The sequence below is a fragment of the Pseudomonas sp. genome (assembly GCF_050739935.1).
In the GTDB taxonomy this organism is placed as follows: domain Bacteria; phylum Pseudomonadota; class Gammaproteobacteria; order Pseudomonadales; family Pseudomonadaceae; genus Aquipseudomonas.
Genome location: NZ_JBOICF010000130.1, coordinates 1 through 18,125 on the forward strand (window position 1 = coordinate 1; position 18,125 = coordinate 18,125).

At 55.7% G+C, this 18,125-nt stretch carries 15 protein-coding genes, 2 pseudogenes and 1 riboswitch; of the genes and pseudogenes, 8 read left to right on the plus strand and 9 right to left on the minus strand.

What is annotated here, in order from left to right:
• The 3 genes from ACRER8_RS25755 to ACRER8_RS25765 form a co-directional block, all read left to right on the plus strand.
• A partial coding sequence (locus ACRER8_RS25755) for an RHS repeat-associated core domain-containing protein (RefSeq protein ID WP_431748989.1) occupies nt 1–2,579 on the plus strand: 2,579 nt, incomplete at its 5' end.
• A 1-nt stretch (nt 2,580) separates the two neighbouring features.
• On the plus strand, nt 2,581–2,904 hold the full coding sequence (locus ACRER8_RS25760) for a hypothetical protein (RefSeq protein WP_431748990.1): 324 nt from the start codon (nt 2,581–2,583) through the stop codon (nt 2,902–2,904).
• A 1,441-nt stretch (nt 2,905–4,345) separates the two neighbouring features.
• A complete protein-coding gene (locus ACRER8_RS25765) occupies nt 4,346–4,714 on the plus strand; it encodes a hypothetical protein (RefSeq protein ID WP_431748991.1) in 369 nt (122 codons plus the stop codon).
• Between the two features lie 62 nt (nt 4,715–4,776).
• On the opposite strand, the pseudogene ACRER8_RS25770 reads toward ACRER8_RS25765, so the two are convergent.
• Nucleotides 4,777–5,079 (minus strand): annotated as a pseudogene (locus ACRER8_RS25770) (aconitase family protein); the annotation flags it as partial.
• A 253-nt stretch (nt 5,080–5,332) separates the two neighbouring features.
• Here ACRER8_RS25770 and ACRER8_RS25775 point away from each other — a divergent pair.
• The 4 genes and pseudogenes from ACRER8_RS25775 to ACRER8_RS25790 form a co-directional block, all read left to right on the plus strand.
• A pseudogene (locus tag ACRER8_RS25775) lies at nt 5,333–5,567 on the plus strand (RHS repeat-associated core domain-containing protein); the annotation flags it as partial.
• A gap of 12 nt (nt 5,568–5,579) precedes the next feature.
• Nucleotides 5,580–5,792 carry an HYD1 signature containing ADP-ribosyltransferase family protein gene (locus ACRER8_RS25780; RefSeq protein WP_431749002.1) on the plus strand — a complete coding sequence of 71 codons (213 nt, stop codon included), beginning with the start codon at nt 5,580–5,582 and terminating at the stop codon, nt 5,790–5,792.
• Between the two features lie 81 nt (nt 5,793–5,873).
• A complete protein-coding gene (locus ACRER8_RS25785) occupies nt 5,874–6,191 on the plus strand; it encodes a hypothetical protein (protein WP_431748992.1) in 318 nt (105 codons plus the stop codon).
• A gap of 328 nt (nt 6,192–6,519) precedes the next feature.
• Nucleotides 6,520–6,804, plus strand: a complete 285-nt coding sequence (locus ACRER8_RS25790) for a hypothetical protein (RefSeq protein ID WP_431748993.1) — start codon at nt 6,520–6,522, stop codon at nt 6,802–6,804.
• A 787-nt stretch (nt 6,805–7,591) separates the two neighbouring features.
• On the opposite strand, the gene ACRER8_RS25795 is transcribed toward ACRER8_RS25790, so the two are convergent.
• The 4 genes from ACRER8_RS25795 to ahcY form a co-directional block, all read right to left on the minus strand.
• Complete coding sequence (locus tag ACRER8_RS25795; RefSeq protein ID WP_431748994.1) at nt 7,592–9,490, minus strand: DEAD/DEAH box helicase; 1,899 nt, start codon at nt 9,488–9,490, stop codon at nt 7,592–7,594.
• Nucleotides 9,491–9,709: 219 nt separating this feature from the next.
• Nucleotides 9,710–10,534 carry a substrate-binding periplasmic protein gene (locus ACRER8_RS25800; RefSeq protein ID WP_431748995.1) on the minus strand — a complete coding sequence of 275 codons (825 nt, stop codon included), beginning with the start codon at nt 10,532–10,534 and terminating at the stop codon, nt 9,710–9,712.
• Between the two features lie 127 nt (nt 10,535–10,661).
• Nucleotides 10,662–11,507, minus strand: coding sequence for a methylenetetrahydrofolate reductase [NAD(P)H] (gene metF / locus ACRER8_RS25805; RefSeq protein ID WP_431748996.1), 846 nt, complete (start codon nt 11,505–11,507; stop codon nt 10,662–10,664).
• Between the two features lie 192 nt (nt 11,508–11,699).
• Nucleotides 11,700–13,109, minus strand: coding sequence for an adenosylhomocysteinase (gene ahcY / locus ACRER8_RS25810; RefSeq protein ID WP_431748997.1), 1,410 nt, complete (start codon nt 13,107–13,109; stop codon nt 11,700–11,702).
• 20 nt (nt 13,110–13,129) lie between these two features.
• Nucleotides 13,130–13,239, minus strand: a riboswitch (S-adenosyl-L-homocysteine riboswitch).
• Between the two features lie 200 nt (nt 13,240–13,439).
• Between ahcY and ACRER8_RS25815 the strand changes: the two genes are divergently transcribed.
• On the plus strand, nt 13,440–13,844 hold the full coding sequence (locus tag ACRER8_RS25815) for an acyl-CoA thioesterase (RefSeq protein WP_431748998.1): 405 nt from the start codon (nt 13,440–13,442) through the stop codon (nt 13,842–13,844).
• 148 nt (nt 13,845–13,992) lie between these two features.
• On the opposite strand, the gene otnI is transcribed toward ACRER8_RS25815, so the two are convergent.
• From otnI to ltnD, 4 genes are all read right to left on the minus strand, one after another.
• A complete protein-coding gene (gene otnI / locus ACRER8_RS25820; RefSeq protein WP_431748999.1) occupies nt 13,993–14,784 on the minus strand; it encodes a 2-oxo-tetronate isomerase in 792 nt (263 codons plus the stop codon).
• 204 nt (nt 14,785–14,988) lie between these two features.
• Entirely contained in the window at nt 14,989–15,627 is a 639-nt protein-coding gene (locus tag ACRER8_RS25825) for an aldolase (RefSeq protein ID WP_431749003.1), read from the minus strand.
• A gap of 8 nt (nt 15,628–15,635) precedes the next feature.
• Entirely contained in the window at nt 15,636–16,928 is a 1,293-nt protein-coding gene (otnK, locus tag ACRER8_RS25830) for a 3-oxo-tetronate kinase (RefSeq protein ID WP_431749000.1), read from the minus strand.
• A 9-nt stretch (nt 16,929–16,937) separates the two neighbouring features.
• Nucleotides 16,938–17,843, minus strand: a complete 906-nt coding sequence (gene ltnD / locus ACRER8_RS25835) for an L-threonate dehydrogenase (protein ID WP_431749001.1) — start codon at nt 17,841–17,843, stop codon at nt 16,938–16,940.
• Between the last annotated feature and the right edge of the window lie 282 nt (nt 17,844–18,125).

An 18,125-nucleotide genomic window follows, 5' to 3' on the forward strand; every position in this document is an offset into this window, starting at 1 on the left:
TTACCGACGGCCTGAACCGCCGCAGCACGCGACGCTGGAACAGCCAGCAGCAGATCACCGAATACACCGACAACCTCGATCAGACGTGGCAGTTTTTCTGGAACGATGAACGTCAGTTGCTCGGCGCCACCGATCCTCAACAGGGTCAGTGGACCTTTGGCTATGACGAAGCCGGCAATTTGAGTTCGACCCAAGATCCGCTCGGGCGGATCGAGTCAACCCTGTGGCTGGAGCACTGGTCGCTGCCGAAGGTGGAAACCGACGCGGCGGGCAACCACTGGCAATACCGCTACGACGCGCGCGGCAATCGCACTCACGAAGTTGACCCATTGGGGCATGTCACCCGTTATCGTTTCGACGAGCGTGGCCGGGTCATCGAAATCATCGACGCCGGCGGCAAAAGTAAAAAACTGCGCTGGAATGCGTTCGGGCAACTGACCGATCACGTCGATTGTTCGGGTTACGAGACCGAGTTCCGTTACGACCGGCGCGGCTTTCTGGACCACAGTACGGGTGCTCTCGGCGAGCGGACGAATTACTGGTACGACGCTCAGGGGCGTCTGCAACGACGCGAGTCACCAGTTGGACGCATCGAACGGTTCCTGCGCGACGACAGTGGCTTGCTCATCGGTTATGCCAACGCTGCCGGGGAAATCACGCGTTATGAATACGACCGACGCGGCCGGTTGCAACAGCGGCTCGACGCCCATCATCGGAAAATCGAGTTTCGCTACGACGCTTATGGCCGACTGGACGCCCTGACCAACGAAAATGGTGAGCGCTATCGGTTCGGTTGGGATGCCGGGGATCGGCTTTCGACGCAGCAGGACTTGGACGGTAGCCAAAGGAACTATCAGTACGACGCGCTGGACAATCCGGTGTGGGGCAATCAGGTCTCCGGGCAGGATTCCATCGTTCATGTGCTGGAACGAGATGCCGTTGGCCGCCTGGTTACAAAAGTGACCGACGATGGCCGCACTGATTACGGCTACGACACGCTCGACAATCTGGTCAACATCACCTTCACGAATCTGGACGGCGAGCAGCAAAGCGTCAATTTCTGCTACGACGCCCTCAATCAGTTACTCAGTGAAACGACCGTCGCCGGTACGATCCACCACCGTTATGACGAACTCGGCAACCTGAACCAAACCCAACTCCCCGATGGACGATGGATCAACCGGTTGCTCTACGGCAGCGGCCACCTGCACCAGATCACCCTCGACGGCCAGGTCATCTGCGACTTCGAACGGGATCACCTGCACCGCGAAGTGTTGCGAACCCAAGGCCAGATCCACACCCGCAACAAATACGACCGCAGCGGCCGCCTTTACTCGCGCACCCGTCGGCACGCCAGTCGCCCCATGCCGTTACCGGCTGACAACACAAAAGCCTACGAATACGACCTGGCCGACAACCTGACCGGTCGCGTCGATCAGCAGCGTCATGGCGAGCACCGAACGTTGATGGCATACGACTCCAGCAGCCGGATCATGTCATCCCAAGACAACTGGAGTGGGCTACCGGAGCAATTCGCCTACGACCCCGCCGCCAACCTCATGGACGGCCTGCAATCCAGCGTCGGCCGGGTGACCCACAACAAACTGCTGAGCTATCAGGACAAACGCTACCGCTACGACAGCTTCGGTCGTTTGATCGAAAAACGCAGCACCCGCCGTGGCCTCCAGCGTTTCGCCTACGACGCCGAAAGCCGGCTAGTCGAAGTGAGAAACCCCGACAACCATGTCGTGCGCATGACCTACGACCCGCTTGGGCGGCGCACCGGCAAAACCTTGCATCACCCGAACGGCCACGTGCTTTGCGAAACCAGATTCACCTGGGATGGCCTGCGCTTGCTCCAGGAGGAGCAAAACAGCTTCCCGACCCTCTACCTCTACGCCGACAACAGCCACGAGCCGCTGGCCCGCGTCGACGGCCGAGGCGAACACCAGAAAATCCGCTACTACCACAACGACCTCAACGGCCTGCCCCAACAACTCACCGAAACCGACGGACACCCCGTCTGGCAGGCGCGTTACCAAGTCTGGGGCAACACCACCGAAGAAACCCGCGAACTCTACTTTGTCGAAAACCAGAACCTGCGCTTTCAAGGCCAATACCTTGATCGCGAGACCGGACTGCACTACAACACCTTCAGGTACTACGACCCGGATATAGGACGCTTCACCACGCCTGACCCGATCGGGCTGGCGGGCGGACTGAATTTATATCAGTACGCACCGAATCCGGTGGGGTGGGTGGATCCGTGGGGTTGGGCGTGCGTTCGGGTGCGGCATTACACAAGTCGAAAAGGTTTGAAGGGCATTGAAGAGAGTGGATATATAAAAGCGAATGACAATAACAATGTCTACCTTGAACCCGCCAATAAAAAGCCTATGAGCGAAACGGCTGTCAGGGAAAAATACCAGATTGCAAAAAATAAGGGTCGTGATTATGTGGAAACTGACGCACCCGAAGAGTTGCTGAAATGGGTAGATAACCCTAGATACCACAGGCTGGAACTAACCGTTAAAGGTGATTTGCAACTCAATAATCCCGAGTTCATTAAAAGGAAATAGCATGCTTGAAAAAAATGAAATGATTGAGCTTTCCGGCGGAGAAGCTGTCTCAATAATCAAGGAGATTGAGTATTTATTAATTTCTCTGAATAAGATAGCTGAGTATTATTATAATGGCGAATATGCAGAATCTCTGGAACAAACAACGATTGATTATGCAGTCGAAACAACACGGTTTATAGATCAAAATCGAATAACGCGTCGCCTCGCTAAGGTGAGACGGATAATTTCAGAGAAGTTCGATAGCGAGTTAGGTGTCGATGATATGGATGATCTTGGGCGAGAGTTGGAGCTACTCAAATATTGGGAGCGGCCTGGTGATTGACTTGGCTTAAGTTAGACCCGCCGGGGCCTCAACAAACCCACTGGTGGGTTGTAGCTCGTAGGAGAGATTAACTTACTGCTGGGCAGGCGAACGTATTATTAATGCTTCGTAGGTGGATTGAATTCATCAGGACACGCTAAACCCGGTGGAGTGGGTGGATCCGTGGGGAGGCGTGAGTTCGGGTGCGTCACTACACGAACAAGCCTAGCAACTAACGATACGGTCTAATTAAATGGATCAAGATTAAAAATCCAAATTAATGAACTTCCCGTAAGATGATTGGATTCTGAATGAGCGCGGTCTTCATTCTCAGGACATATGATGAAGAAAAAAATCAGCTAGTAACCTTCAAAGGTAAAGATGTGATAGAGTTCTGTGTGAGGTGGAGTATATCCTGATTTCCCTTAGAGATATCGCAAATTACTATTACGTGTATCCAGATGGGCCGGTGACGTATGAAACTGATATTGATTATGCGCTAGAGACTACAAGATTTATAGACTAGAATCGGATAAATGATCGGCTAAAAATGAGAAGAATTCTTGCTGAACCTTTTGATGAGGGTCTAGCCGATGATGGTATGGACGATATTGAACGCGTAGTTGAGAAGCTGGATTTCTGGCGCAAGCCTGGCAACTGACAATACTGTTTAATGAAATGGACCAAGCCACATTAAAATGGAAAGTGGGCCATCCCCGTGTTGGACATAACTTCGTTAAGGATTGACTAATATAATGACTCGCTATCCAGGAGGGTTGATCGATGACGAAAAAGGCTTTAGGGTGCTGAAGTGCTATATCTACAAGTTCATAAGAAACAGAATTGAACTAAGGCAAAGATTTGACGCCGAGAAAAAATGCTTCACTACAAAAAAATATTACTGGTTTCACATATGGCGGCCTCTCAGTGGCTCGTATCATAACGAAATGCACATTGAAAAATCGGAAGTACTTAGAAGTGAAAGCTTCATTCTTGAAGAAAAAAGCGTTTACTTTATGCCGCAATATGCTCAAGAGAAAATAGCCAAAAAAAGAAAAACCTACATATACCAATGCACAGGGAGGGATGCTGCGGATTATCTTTTATCTATACGCTCGAGGATCTACAGAACATAACGATCTTGAGTAGTACCTTCGATTGGCTATCGACCTATTTGAAGATACCCTTCCAGGTCACAAAGACGATATGGATATATTGGTGTATGTGAAGCGTCCTTCACGTGAGCGATGAAAGCATTATTGCCGGTGACACCGTGTAGAGAATCAAACTTGCAGTACCAGGACGTCGGATCTGCTGTTGTCTCTCGGAGATACGGCGAATTTTATGGTCCGCCACTGGTTGCTACGACTTTTCCAAGAGTATGTATGGGTAGGTAAGTATACTTCAGATGGGCGCGATCCCTATTAAGAAGAAACGTCAATTATTAATGTGGTAGGAATTTATGAATAAAACACCTCTCAATCCCCTACGTCCTCCCGGTGCTACCACGCTCCGTAAATTAAACAGCAAAATAGTTCTTGCAGGAAAGCAAGCCGTGAAAGCTTTGCAAGATATAGAGTTCATGATGATTTCTCTAAGGAATATCGAAGATCATTACTTTTACAAGGAGATTGACTTTCCAGGTCAGGATCCGGCTGTGCGCGACGAAGAAATATCAAGATTCATCAGCGAGAACAATTTCATTAAACGACTGTGTCTTATCCGAAAAATTATCTCAAAACCCTTCGACAGTTCATTAGGGAAAGATGACATGGACGATCTGGAGCGCGCAATGGAACACCTTGTGTTCTGGGAAAAGCCAGGGGACTGATCCCCAAGCATAAAAAACCCCAGCTAAGTGGGGCTTCTTTTAACTAACGCAATGTCTCGATCTTATGTTTGAACAACCGAAATATTAGCGTTCGCCGCAGACTCACGGCACTCGGCGATTGGTCGAAGCTAAGGTAGCGGTACATCGGCAGACATACTGTCGATCTTGCCAGCGTACTCCATATACTACTCGACGGTCGGCAGGCGACCCAAGATCGATGCCATGGACGCCAGCTCAGCCGAAGCCAGGTAAACGTTCGCGCCATCACCCAGACGGTTCGGGAAGTTACGGGTCGAGGTCGACACCGAGGTAGCGTTCGGCTCAACACGTGCCTGCTTACGCATGCACAGCGAGCAGCCCGGCATTCCATGCGCGCGCGTCCAAGAGGGCGTTTCCACGCGGAGCGTGGGAACGGTCACAACAGGGGGAGTGGATGTTAGGCCGTGGGATAAGGCAGCGACCGGATCAGTTAAAGGGACTCATGGGCATTAGAATTGTAAACGGCAGTTGAGCATGCATTGGAAACAGCGCGTTTCATACATCAGAGAGGTGATGCGATCGCTAGCCAAAGCAAGAAGGATTATTTGGAGAAATTAATCACGAGCTTGGCGTGATACTCAACTCTGGGGCAACACCGTCGAAGAAACCCGCGAACCCTACTTCGTCGAAACCAGAACCTGCGCTTCCAAGGCCAATACCTTGATCGCGAGACAGGACTGCACTACAACAGCTTCAGGTACTACGACCCGGATGTAGGACGGTTTACCACGCCTGACCCGAACGGGCTGGCGGGCGGCTGAATTTATATCAGTACGCGCCGAACCCGGTGGGGTGGGTGGATCCGTTGGGTTGGACGAGCGTTCGTGTGCGGCATTACACCAGTCGAAAAGGTTTGAAGGGCATTGAAGAGAGTGGATATATAAAAGCGAATGACAATAACAATCTGGTTTACGTAGAGCCTGCCAAGAAAAAGCCTATGAGTGTTCGCGATACTGAAAAGAAATATCAAATCACGAAAGGCAAAGGGTGGAACTATGTTGAAACAGATGTACCTGAAGAACTGCTCGCATGGAACTAAACCCTAGGTACCACGAGCATGAATTGACCGTAGAAGGGGAAATAAAACTGAAAAATCCAACTTTTACAAAGAGGAAATGAGATGTTGAAGAACAAACAAATCGTTCTATCCTGCGATGCAACACTTCAAGTCCTCACGGATATTGAGTTCATGTTGATATCATTGAAAAATATTGCCCGTCATTACTATGATAACGTTAAAAATATCGAAGACATTGACCCTTTAGCATACGCTTTGGAAACCACAAAATTTATCGATGAGAACTGTATCGTTTACAAACTTGCGGAAATGAGGGCTATCATATCCGAGCCCTTTGACAATGAGCTAGATGGTGACGAAATGGAAGCGGTCGAACAAACCATGGAGTCAATTAGATTTTGGGAAAAACCCGGAGACTAGATTCGCACTTATGGGTAAAAAAGGCCTCCCCTTTGGCACAACAGGCTTGGAAAGCAGGCTCGCAAGAAAATTATTCAATGACAGTGGTGAGATACCCCAGGATGTTGGACATATTTTCTTTAAGTATTGATCGCCCATTATGACTCGATACCAAGGAAATCTGATCGATGACGAAAAGGGCTATAGGATTCTCAAGTGCTATATATTTATAAGTTTATAAAAAACAGAATAGAGCTGAAGCCAAGATTCGACGTGGAAAAAATGCTTCACTACCAAAAAATATTCCTGGTTCAACACGTGGCGTCCTTTCTCGGGCTCGTACCATAATGTGCAGAACATTGAAAAGCTCGCAAAGCTTAAAGATGAAAGCTTCCTTATGGAAGAGAAAAATGTTTATTTTATGCCGCAATATACTCAGGAGAGTATAACCAAGAAAAGAAAGACCTACATGCTTCAATGTACTGGTAGAGATGTTGCGCACTATCTTTCCGTTATGACGCTGGAGGATCTGCCGAGTATAACAATTTTCAGCAGTACCTTCGAATGGGCTATTGAGCTGTTTGAGGACACGCTTCCTAGTCATGGAGACGATATGATGTATTGGTCTATGTAAAGCGACCATCACATAAGCTTATTGCTGACTCAGCTTCGCCAGAAGCATCGTCGATGCCGAGGTTCTGGTGGGACCAGGTATTTATTTCTTTAAAGACCAGTGTTACGTAAAAAAATACAACAAGAGTTTCTGGATTACGAATGAGCTCAGAAATCCAAAGCGTTGGGCTAGGTATAAAAAAATGGAGGATGTGGGGGAGAGGCGTCTATGCCAGCTACCTTGGCGGTTTCGAATGACTCCCTATTTTCTGCAAAATTTTGACCACACTACTGAATGATGAATGTGTGTTCTTTATTTTTATTCGTTGCTTCCCTACACGGGTCAAACAATAGTGGCGTTCGATAGTGGGGTGCACGAAAATATAAAAAAAATGCAGTAGGTGAAAATATTCCCTATCAGATAATTGAGTCGATTACTCAAATCAAACCATAGTGAGTAAATAGCTGGAATGGTCGCTACTAAACTAAAAGTATCGAAAACAATACACTCTCCGTGGGGCCGCCGGGATACGACGCCAGCGTAGCGGTGACTCAATCACAAATAAGTTACAGACACTTTGCTTTCGCTGCGATCGTGCCTCCGACGTGTGTCATAGTTTCTGTTGTGCCCCTCGATTTGCGGTCGACGCGATTTTGTAGGAGTCGGCTTGCTGGCGAACTGGGTAGGTCAGGCGACATAAATATTGCTTACACACCGCATTCGCCAGCAAGCCGGCTCCTACAGGTGCGATGTTCACCATGAACAAAAACGCCCCGAACCAGTCGGGGCTTTTTTGTTTTAGCCTGGCTTAACCTTCGCGATTGCGGGTCAGCAGTGCAGGTTTTTCACCTCGTGGGCGGCTCGGCAACTGATCGAGCTGCTCGGCGGAGGGGAAACGCTCGCTCTTCGACTCTTTATGCACGATCTTCGGTGCTGGCTGCCCATCGCGGGAACCACGAACGGCCGGCTCCTGGCGGGCGGGTTGATCATCACGGGCCGGGCGACGATTGCGTGGCTGGTCTTCGCGACGAGCCTGGCCATCACGCCCTGAGCCATTGCGCGGACCGCCGCGCTTGCCTGGAGCACCTGCGCCGGTGCTGGCGCCGCCAGCCGAACCGTTGCGTGGGCCGCTACGGCCTGGCGCCTGACCACGGGGCGCGGGAGCGGAACCTGTGGCCGGGGCGCCAGGACGACGGTTGCGACCTTGCTGGCCCTTGCCCTGATAAGGGCTCACGTAATCGGCGCGGTTACCGAAGTTATCGACTTCGTCGTCCAGAAATTCGTCCGGGGCACGGTCGGCACGCGGTACTGGCGGCTGCGATGGACGCGCTTCGGCAGATGGCGTGCCTTGGCGAGGCTTCTGCTGGCGAGCGGGCCGTGCAGGACGTTCGCCCGCTGCGGCGGCTGCCGGTTTTTCCTTGCCCTTGTCTTTGCCCTTGTCCTTGCGACCGCCACCGCCACCGCCGCCATTCGGACCATCGCCACGAGGGCCACGCGCGTTGCGCGGGTTGCGCACGTCGGGACGCTCGCGAACTTCCGGCTTCTCGGCCTCGACGGCGGAGATGTCGAAGCCCATCAGATCGCCGTCGGCGATCTTCTGTTTGGTCATGCGCTCGATGCTCTTGAGCAGCTTCTCTTCGTCCGGCGCGACCAGCGAGATCGCCTCACCGGTACGGCCCGCGCGACCGGTACGGCCGATGCGGTGTACGTAGTCCTCGTCGACGTTCGGCAGCTCGAAGTTGACCACGTGAGGCAGCTGGTCGATATCCAGACCACGTGCCGCGATATCGGTGGCGACCATGATACGCACGGTGCCGGCCTTGAAATCGGCCAGCGCCTTGGTGCGGGCGTTCTGGCTCTTGTTGCCGTGAATGGCAACAGCGCTCAGGCCGTGCTTGTCCAGGTACTCGGCCAGACGGTTGGCGCCGTGCTTGGTGCGGGTGAACACCAGTACCTGTTCCCACGCGCCCTGAGTGATCAGGTGCGCCAGCAGCGAGCGCTTGTGGTTGGCAGGCAGGCGGAACACGCGCTGTTCGATACGTTCGACCGTGGTGTTCGGCGGCGTGACTTCGATGCGTTCCGGGTTGTGCAGCAGCTTGCCCGCCAATGCGGTGATGTCTGCCGAGAACGTGGCCGAGAACAACAGGTTCTGACGCTTGGCCGGCAGGCGCGCGAGGACTTTCTTCACATCGTGAACGAAGCCCATGTCGAGCATGCGGTCGGCCTCGTCGAGGACCAGGATTTCTACATGAGACAGGTCGACGCTGCCTTGACCGGCCAGGTCCAGCAGGCGACCAGGGCAGGCGACCAGTACATCGACGCCGCGCGCCATGGCTTGAACCTGCGGGTTCATGCCGACACCGCCGAAGATGCAGGCGCTGACGAACTTGAGGTTCTTGGCGTAGACCTTGAAGCTGTCGTGGACCTGGGCTGCGAGTTCACGGGTAGGGGTCAAGACCAGTACGCGCGGTTGGCGCGGGCCATGACGCTGGGATTTGTCCGGGTGACCGGCGGGGAACAGGCGCTCCAGAATCGGGAGGGCGAAACCGCCGGTTTTACCAGTACCTGTCTGAGCGGCGACCATCAGGTCGCGACCTTGCAACACGGCGGGAATGGCCCGCTGTTGCACCGGGGTAGGCTGGGTATAGCCAGCAGCCTCGATGGCGCTGACTAAAGCCTCGGAGAGACCGAGGGAAGCAAAGGACATGAGTAATCCTGTCTTAAGTTGGGGCAATTAGGGGCCCGAATAGGAATGATCTGCTCGGCGCGAATTGGTACTCGAATGGCGCGATCCCGAGGTCTGTAAGTTCAACTCGTGGCATGAGCGCGTGAAGGAGAATGCGCTGTTGACGTGATCGAGAAGTCTTCTGTGAGACCGAGCGTCCGGGCGTGAGCCTGGCGGGAACGCCCGAGTATAACAGAGCTATCACAGCGCGCTGCTTTCATGCTGCTCAACGGTTTTCTTAACATCGATGGCCGATTGCACGACGGGCGCTGCGGGCGGTGTCCCCGGCGCCTCGCCGGTGTAGTGTGCCACCAGTCGCGCATAGGCCGGTTCGCGCTTGAATCGCTTCAATTCGGCACTGAAGCGTTGTACCAGCAAATCCATCCCCGCGTTACGACGCAGCGCAAGATATTGCTCGCGCGTATTCAACACCGTCGGTAGCTGGCTGACCTGATCGTGCAATTTGAGTCGATCAAGCATCTGTTGACCCAGCCGCCGGTCCGTCACCAACAGGTCGATGCGCCCGCGAATCAGTTTGCCGAAGTTCGCTTCATGGCTCGGTGCCGGTTCGCGAGTGAACGAGGTCGAGCCATCGAATTCCGGAGCGTACAGATAGCCCGGCGAGACGCCGATCGTCAGGCCCTTGAGATCGTCAATGCTGTGAAAGGGATGCGGGCGGGCGTTGGCCTGAAACAGTACCCAATTGACCTCGGACATCGGCTCGCTCGGGTACAACAGCAGGTCATCACGTTCACTGGCCTTGAAGATATCCAGTGCGCCATCGGCTTCGCCTTGCTGAAGCATTAGCAGACAGCGCTTCCAGGGAAGAAACTGCCATTGCACATCGATCCCCAGGCGTTGAAACACAATGGCCGTGGTGTCGTAGTCGAGGCCTGAAGCCTTACCATTTTCCACCATCGCGTAGGGCGCCCACGGCTCGGTGACGATGCGCACTTTCTCGCCCATGGCACTGAAACTCAGGCAGGCGATGAAAGCAGCGAACATTAATCGGGAAGTCAGGGGCATGAGGCGAGATTACGACGCTCGCCCGGCAAATAGAAGAGGCAGGGTCTTCAGCAAGCCTTGCCATGACGAGGCCTGCTGTAGAAACGTTGCCTTAATGTGACCGGAGCATCAATGGACGTCTAACGGCCTAGCGCGGCAGCTGGAGGTTGTTCCAGATTGCCAGGCTCGGTTCGGCCTGATTCAACGTGTAGAAGTGCAGACCAGGGGCTCCGCTCTGCAACAAGCGGTCGCACATCTCAGTGATGACCTGTTCGCCGAACGCCTGGATGCTCGTCGAATCGTCGCCGTAGGCTTCCAGTTGCTTGCGAATCCAGCGCGGAATTTCCGCGCCGCACGCATCGGAAAAACGCGCCAGTTTGCTGTAGTTGGTGATCGGCATGATGCCCGGGACGATCGGGATGCTGACCCCCATCTTCCGAACTCGCTCGACGAAGTAGAAATAGCTGTCGGCGTTGAAGAAATACTGAGTGATGGCGCTGTCTGCACCGGCGTTGGCCTTGCGCACGAAGTTCTTCAAATCGTCTTCGAAGTTACGGGCCTGCGGGTGCATTTCCGGGTAGGCGGCCACTTCGATATGGAAATGGCTGCCGGTTTCTTCCCGGATGAAGCTCACCAGATCGTTGGCGTGACGCAGCTCACCGCTGGCCATGCCCATACCGGAGGGCAGATCGCCGCGCAGTGCAACGATACGGTTGATGCCCGCATCCTTGTACTGGCTCAGCAGCCCGCGCAGATCGGCCTTGCTGTCACCGACACACGACAGGTGCGGCGCAGCGGGAATGCTCACTTCCTTTTCCAGCTGCAGCACGGTGTTGATCGTGCGGTCACGGGTGGAACCACCGGCACCGTAAGTGCAGGAGAAGAAATCAGGGTTGTAGCCTGCCAGCGTGCGAGCGGTGGCGAGCAGTTTTTCATGACCAGCGTCGGTCTTCGTAGGGAAGAACTCGAAGCTGTAGCGACGGTCTTGGGACATGGTCATAACCTTGGAAGCTCAAAAGCCTGACGCAAATCCTGCAGGAGCCGGCTTGGTGGCGAAGGCGGTGGATCAGTCGACATTAATGTGTCTGATCTGCCGCGTTCGCCAGCAAGCCGGCTCCTACAGGCTGCGGCCGTTCGTGAAGGAACGGCGTGCCCGTAACCGCGGGCGCGCGTTCCTGTGCACGTATCAGTAGCGGTAAGCGTGCGGCTTGAACGGGCCTTCGACGGTCACGCCGATGTAGTCGGCCTGGGTCTTGGTCAGCTTGGTCACGACGCCGCCGAAGCCACGTACCATTTCCAGAGCCACTTCTTCGTCCAGCTTCTTGGGCAGAACTTCGACGGTCAGGCGCTCGGCTTTCTGAGCTGGGCTCAGGTCGGCGTATTTCTGGCCGTACAGGAAGATCTGAGCCAGCACCTGGTTAGCGAAGGAACCGTCCATGATGCGGCTTGGGTGACCGGTGGCGTTGCCCAGGTTCACCAGACGGCCTTCAGCCAGCAGGATCAGGTAGTCGTCGTTCTGCGCGTCGAATTGGCCAGCGCCTGTGCGGTGGATCTTGTGCACCTGCGGCTTCACTTCTTCCCATGCCCAGTTCTTGCGCATGAAAGCGGTGTCGATTTCGTTGTCGAAGTGACCGATGTTGCAGACCACAGCGCGTTTTTTCAGCGCCTTGAGCATGTTCGCGTCGCAGACGTTGACGTTGCCGGTGGTGGTGACGATCAGGTCGATCTTGCCCAGCAGCGCCTTGTCGATGCTGGCTTCGGTGCCGTCGTTTTCACCGTTAATGAACGGCGAAACCAGCTCGAAACCGTCCATGCAGGCTTGCATGGCGCAGATCGGGTCGACTTCGGAAACCTTGACGATCATGCCTTCCTGGCGCAGCGACTGAGCTGAGCCCTTGCCCACGTCACCGTAACCGATGACCAGCGCTTGCTTGCCGGACAGCAGGTGGTCGGTGCCGCGTTTGATCGCATCGTTCAGGCTGTGACGGCAGCCGTACTTGTTGTCGTTCTTGCTCTTGGTGACCGAGTCGTTGACGTTGATCGCAGGGATCTTCAATTCGCCCTTGGCCAGCATGTCGAGCAGGCGGTGAACACCGGTGGTGGTTTCTTCGGTGACGCCGTGGACGCGGTCCAGAATTGCCGGGTATTTCTTGTGCAGGATCTCGGTCAGGTCGCCGCCGTCGTCGAGGATCATGTTGGCGTCCCAAGGCTGGCCGTCCTTCAGGATGGTCTGCTCGATGCACCACTCGTACTCTTCTTCGGTCTCGCCTTTCCAGGCGAAAACCGGGATGCCGGCCGCGGCGATGGCGGCAGCGGCCTGATCCTGAGTCGAGAAAATGTTGCAGGACGACCAGCGTACTTCGGCGCCCAGCGCAACCAGGGTCTCGATCAGTACGGCAGTCTGAATGGTCATGTGGATGCAGCCGAGAATCTTCGCGCCCTTGAGCGGTTGCTCACCGGCGTATTTGCGACGCAGACCCATCAGGGCAGGCATTTCGGATTCAGCGATGATGGTTTCGCGACGGCCCCAGGCTGCCAGGGAAATGTCGGCGACCTTGTAGTCGTTGAAATCGTTGGGCGTCAGTACAGCGCTCATAAGAGTCTCCATTCGTATTGTGCGAATGGGCGCCGTTGTGCGTTTAAAGCTCGATCGGCTGAAAAGCCTGATCAAACAACGCCCTCTCCGAGCCTGACAGGTCTGACCTGCTGCAGCGCCCCTCGGACAGGTGGCGGGAAAACGGTACCAAGCGGTGATGACCGTTTTTTGAAGCGGGGGCGATTATAACGGCCTGCGTGAAATAGCCCAAGAGCTGGTTTCAGATAAATGACGGGTGACTAATCGCGACCATAGTCGATGCTCAATGGAGGTAAAAGCAGCGGGCTGGCACTATGCTCAGCCTCTAAAGGCAGACGACTGGAGCGGACCATGAATTTCCACACTCGCAAGTGGGTAAAACCCGAAGACCTCAACCCGAACGGTACGCTGTTCGGTGGCAGTCTGCTGCGCTGGATCGACGAAGAAGCGGCGATTTATGCCATCGTTCAGTTGGGTAATCAGCGGGTGGTGACCAAATACATTTCCGAGATCAACTTCGTCAGCGCATCGCGTCAGGGCGACATCATCGAGCTGGGCATCACCGCCACCGAATTCGGTCGCACGTCGATCACCCTGACCTGCCAGGTGCGCAACAAGATCACCCGCAAGAGCATTCTGACAGTTGAGAAGATGGTGTTCGTGAACCTCGGCGAAGACGGCCTGCCCGCGCCGCATGGCAAGACCGAGATCGTCTATTTGAAGGATCAGTTCAAGGAGGATGTGATTAACGAGTGATCGTTTTGAGCTGAGTCGCGGATCCGCGATTTACACAAAACCTTGTAGGAGCCGGCTTGCTGGCGAACACGTCGGGTCGGCGACGTTGATCTCGCCTGACCCGACGCGTTTCGCCAGCCAGCCGGTTCCCACAGTAGGATGCGTCGGCTTAAGCCGGGTTATTGGCCTTCCAATCCCGCAACCACTGCAGACCTTCGCTGGTATCGCCACGCGGGCGGTACTCGCAGCCGACCCAGCCGGTGTAGCCCAGTCGGTCGATTTCTTCGAATAGCCACGGATAATTCAGTTCACCCAGGTTCGGCTCGTGACGATCGGGTACGCCCGCGATCTGGATGTGGCCGATGCCTGCGAAGTCGCGACGCAGTTTGGTGATGACATCGCCTTCGACGATCTGGCAGTGGTAGAAATCGAACTGCACCTTTAGATTGTCAGCGCCGACTTCCTTGCACACAGCCTGCCCCTGATCCTGGAGATTGAGGAAGAAACCCGGCATGTCGCGGGTGTTGATCGGCTCGATCAGCACGGTGATGCCAGCCTTCGCCGCTTCCTGCGCAGCATGGGCGAGGTTTTCCAGGTACACCGCGTGGTGCTTCTCACGCAGGTCTTCGCTCGGCAGCAGGCCTGCCATCACGTGAATCCTGTCGTTACCCAGCACCGCTGCGTATTCCAGCGCCTGCTGAAAACCACTGCGGAATTCGCTTTCGCGTCCCGGCAACGACGCAATTCCGCGCTCGCCCTTGCCCCAGTCGCCAGGCGGCGCATTGAACAGCGCTTGCGTCAGACCGAAGTCGTCCAGGCGCAGCTTGATCTCGGCGGCGCTGAAGTCGTACGGAAACAGGTATTCCACCCCTTTGAAGCCGTCAGTCGCCGCCGCGGAAAAACGGGCGAGGAAGTCGTGTTGTGGATACAGCATGCTGAGATTGGCAGCGAATCGAGGCATATCTATCTCCTAAAAGCGTCAGGCCAGAGCAGCAGCGTCACAAGAAAAGCTCAGTGTGGCCAAAGTGGTTACCGGCAACCATCGACATGCCGATGTTATGCGGTGCTTCGCAGACTCCGGCACCGATACCCGTATCCACCCCCATCTTGCCGAACACGCCACCAGCGCCCGCGAAAACCGTTCCCGATCAAAACGCCTGGCGGATTACCAGGCTACGCCAAAGGTCTGGCGCAGGTCTTCCAGAGCCGCTGCGTCCAGCGGCTCTGGTTTGGGATTACTCATCAGCCACAGTCGCGCGGTCTCTTCAAGCTCTTCGAGAGCGTAGGCCGCCTTGGCGACCGAGCTTTCCCAAACCACCGGCCCCAGACGCTCCAGCATCACGCCACGTACGCTGTTCGCCAGTTTCGCCACCTGTTCGGCGACTTTTGGCGAGCCGGGGCGCTCGTAGGCAATCAAGGGGATGTGCCCGACCTTCATCACCTGATATGGCGTGATCGGCGGCAGGATATCGTTCGGTTGCCAGACACCCGCGAGCGTCAGCGCCACCAGATGCGTGGAGTGGGTGTGCACCACACCGCCGACACCCGGATTGCGATCATAGACCTCGCGATGCAGCATCAGGGTCTTGGACGGCTTGTCACCCGAAACCCATTCACCGGCCAGGTTGACCTTGGCAATGGCGGTTGGATCGAGGCGGCCCAGGCAAGCGTCGGTCGGCGTGATCAGCCAGCCGTCATCCAGGCGCGCGCTGATGTTGCCAGCACTGCCTACGGTGTAGCCGCGACCGAACAGCAGTCGACCGATGTCGCAAATTTCGTCGCGCAGCTTGTTCTCGGCGCTCATCTGGCTGCTCATTTGGCACCTTCCGCGAGCTGCTTCAGGGCTTTTTCGAAGAAGTCGCGGCCACCGAAGTTGCCGGATTTAAGTGCCAGCGCCAGCGGTTTATCGCCACCGCTGACGGTCGCCGGAACGCCCGGGTCGATCTGCGCGCCAATTTTTAGCAGGCTCACACCCAACGCCTGAACCACCGCGCCAGAGGTTTCGCCGCCTGCAACCACGAAGCGCTTCACGCCCGCATCCCGCAGGCCGCGAGCGATCTTGCCCAAGGCGTCTTCAACCATCGCGCCTGCGCGTTCGACACCGAGTTTCTGCTGCACGGCCTTGACTTCTTCCGGGCTGCTAGTGGCATAGATCAGCACGGTCTGGCCTGCATCACGGGCAAAGGCCAATGCCTGTTCGACCACAGGTTTGCCGTCCGCCAATGCCAGCGGATCGATGCGCAGAGCAGGACGCTTGGCCTCGAGCCACGCAGCGACCTGGCCATTGGTGGCGACCGATGCGCTACCGGCCAGCACCGCTTCACCGCCCTCGACCTGCTCAAGCAGAGCGGCGTCGATGTCACGCAACTTGCCCGCCTTGCGGAAATTGCCCGGCAGGCCCAACGCCAGACCCGAGCCGCCGGTCAGCAGCGGCAGGTCGGCGCAGGCTTCACCGAGGGTGTACAGATCGGCGTCGGAAAGCGCATCGGCAATCGCCATGGTTACGCCATCGGCACGCAGCTCGGCGATGCGCGCACGCACTCCGTCTACACCTTTGGCGATGCTGTCATAACGCAGCAGGCCGACTTTTTTGCTGGTCTGCGATTGCAGCACGCGCACCAGATTGGCGTCGGTCATCGGCGTCAGCGGGTGATTCTGCATACCGCATTCGTTTAGCAGTTGGTCCTGTACGAACAGATGGCCACGGAAAATAGTGCGGCCATTTTCCGGAAACGCCGGGCAGGCGAGGGTGAAGTCGCTATCCAGAGCCTCGAGCAATGCTTCGCTGACCTGGCCGATGTTGCCCTTGGCGGTCGAATCGAAAGTCGAGCAGTATTTGAAGAAGATCTGCTCGCAGCCGCGATCCCGCAGCCATTGCAGTGCCTGAAGCGATTCTTCGACGGCCTCGGAAGCCGGAGTGGTGCGGGATTTCAGTGCGATGACAATGGCGTCGGCGTCCAGCTCGGCGAGGCTTTCAGCGCTGGGAATGCCGATGCTCTGAACAGTGCGCATGCCGCCACGGACCAGCATGTTGGCCAGGTCCGTGGCGCCGGTGAAGTCGTCGGCAATGCAGCCCAACAGAGGGCGCGGAGTCGTGATAGTCATGGCAATTCCTCAGTCGTTGGCGGCTTTGGCGGCGGGCAGTGTAATGCCCGGGAAGATCTTGATCACGGCCGAGTCGTCTTCGCGTCCGAAGCCCGCAGTCGAAGCCTGCATGAACATCTGGTGCGCCGTGGATGACAGCGGCAGCGGGAATTTGCTGGCACGGGCGGTATCCAGCACCAAGGCCAGATCCTTGACGAAGATGTCCACAGCCGACAGCGGTGTGTAATCGGCCTTGAGGATGTGCGGCACGCGGTTCTCGAACATCCACGAGTTGCCGGCGCTGTTGGTGATCACTTCATACAGAGCGTCGGCATCGACACCTTCGCGCAGGCCCAGGGCCATGGCTTCAGCGCTCGCTGCAATGTGCACGCCGGCCAGCAACTGGTTGATGATTTTGACCTTCGAACCCAGGCCGTGAACGTCGCCCAGGCGATATACCTTCCCAGCCATGCCGTCGAGGATCGCGTCAGCCTTAGCGTAAGAGTCAGCCGGGCCGGAGGTCATCATGGTCATCTGACCGGCAGCAGCTTTGGCGGCGCCACCGGAAATCGGTGCATCGAGGTACAGCAGACCCTTTTCACACAGGCGCTGGCCCAACTCGACGGCGAAGGTTGGAGCGACGGTGGCGCAACCGATCACCAGACTGCCCGGCTTGAGCGCGGCAACGGCGCCGTTTTCGCCAAACAACACAGTTTCGGTCTGCTCGGCGTTGACCACGACGGTCACGATCACATCGCAGGCGGCGGCCATAGCGGCAGGAGAATCACAGGCAACGCCGCCCTCACTGGCGAATTGCTCGGTCACGGCAGCGCGTATGTCACAGGCATGCACATTGAAACCGCTGCGCAGCAGTGAGCGCGCGATGCCCAAGCCCATGGCGCCCAGTCCAACGACGCCGACATTCTTGTTATCCATGAAGCTATCCCTCGGGTTGAGTGCCGAAGTGGAGTCAGCACTCGAACGGTGTTTGTTCTGATCTGTTAAAGATAGTGAACCTGTGAGCGGATAATGTGAAGTGATTTTTCAATTTAACAAATATTAACATCGGTCGTTTTTGATCATAAACAAAAAGCTCCAGCGGTGTGGCCAGGGCTTGAATTAATTCACAATATGGAGCGCCACTACCTGTAGGAGCCGGCTTGCTGGCGAATGCGGTGTGTCAGTGGTCATTTTCATACATGACACTCCGCATTCGCC

What these genes read in the sequence shown, in the direction of transcription:
- ACRER8_RS25760 (WP_431748990.1), top strand. Translation starts at nt 2,581, where the DNA reads ATGCTTGAAAAAAATGAAATGATTGAGCTTTCCGGCGGAGAAGCTGTC.
- ACRER8_RS25765 (WP_431748991.1), top strand. Translation starts at nt 4,346, where the DNA reads ATGAATAAAACACCTCTCAATCCCCTACGTCCTCCCGGTGCTACCACG.
- ACRER8_RS25785 (WP_431748992.1), top strand. Translation starts at nt 5,874, where the DNA reads ATGTTGAAGAACAAACAAATCGTTCTATCCTGCGATGCAACACTTCAA.
- ACRER8_RS25795 (WP_431748994.1), bottom strand. Translation starts at nt 9,490, where the DNA reads ATGTCCTTTGCTTCCCTCGGTCTCTCCGAGGCTTTAGTCAGCGCCATC.
- ACRER8_RS25800 (WP_431748995.1), bottom strand. Translation starts at nt 10,534, where the DNA reads ATGCCCCTGACTTCCCGATTAATGTTCGCTGCTTTCATCGCCTGCCTG.
- metF (WP_431748996.1), bottom strand. Translation starts at nt 11,507, where the DNA reads ATGTCCCAAGACCGTCGCTACAGCTTCGAGTTCTTCCCTACGAAGACC.
- ahcY (WP_431748997.1), bottom strand. Translation starts at nt 13,109, where the DNA reads ATGAGCGCTGTACTGACGCCCAACGATTTCAACGACTACAAGGTCGCC.
- ACRER8_RS25815 (WP_431748998.1), top strand. Translation starts at nt 13,440, where the DNA reads ATGAATTTCCACACTCGCAAGTGGGTAAAACCCGAAGACCTCAACCCG.
- otnI (WP_431748999.1), bottom strand. Translation starts at nt 14,784, where the DNA reads ATGCCTCGATTCGCTGCCAATCTCAGCATGCTGTATCCACAACACGAC.
- ACRER8_RS25825 (WP_431749003.1), bottom strand. Translation starts at nt 15,627, where the DNA reads ATGAGCGCCGAGAACAAGCTGCGCGACGAAATTTGCGACATCGGTCGA.
- otnK (WP_431749000.1), bottom strand. Translation starts at nt 16,928, where the DNA reads ATGACTATCACGACTCCGCGCCCTCTGTTGGGCTGCATTGCCGACGAC.
- ltnD (WP_431749001.1), bottom strand. Translation starts at nt 17,843, where the DNA reads ATGGATAACAAGAATGTCGGCGTCGTTGGACTGGGCGCCATGGGCTTG.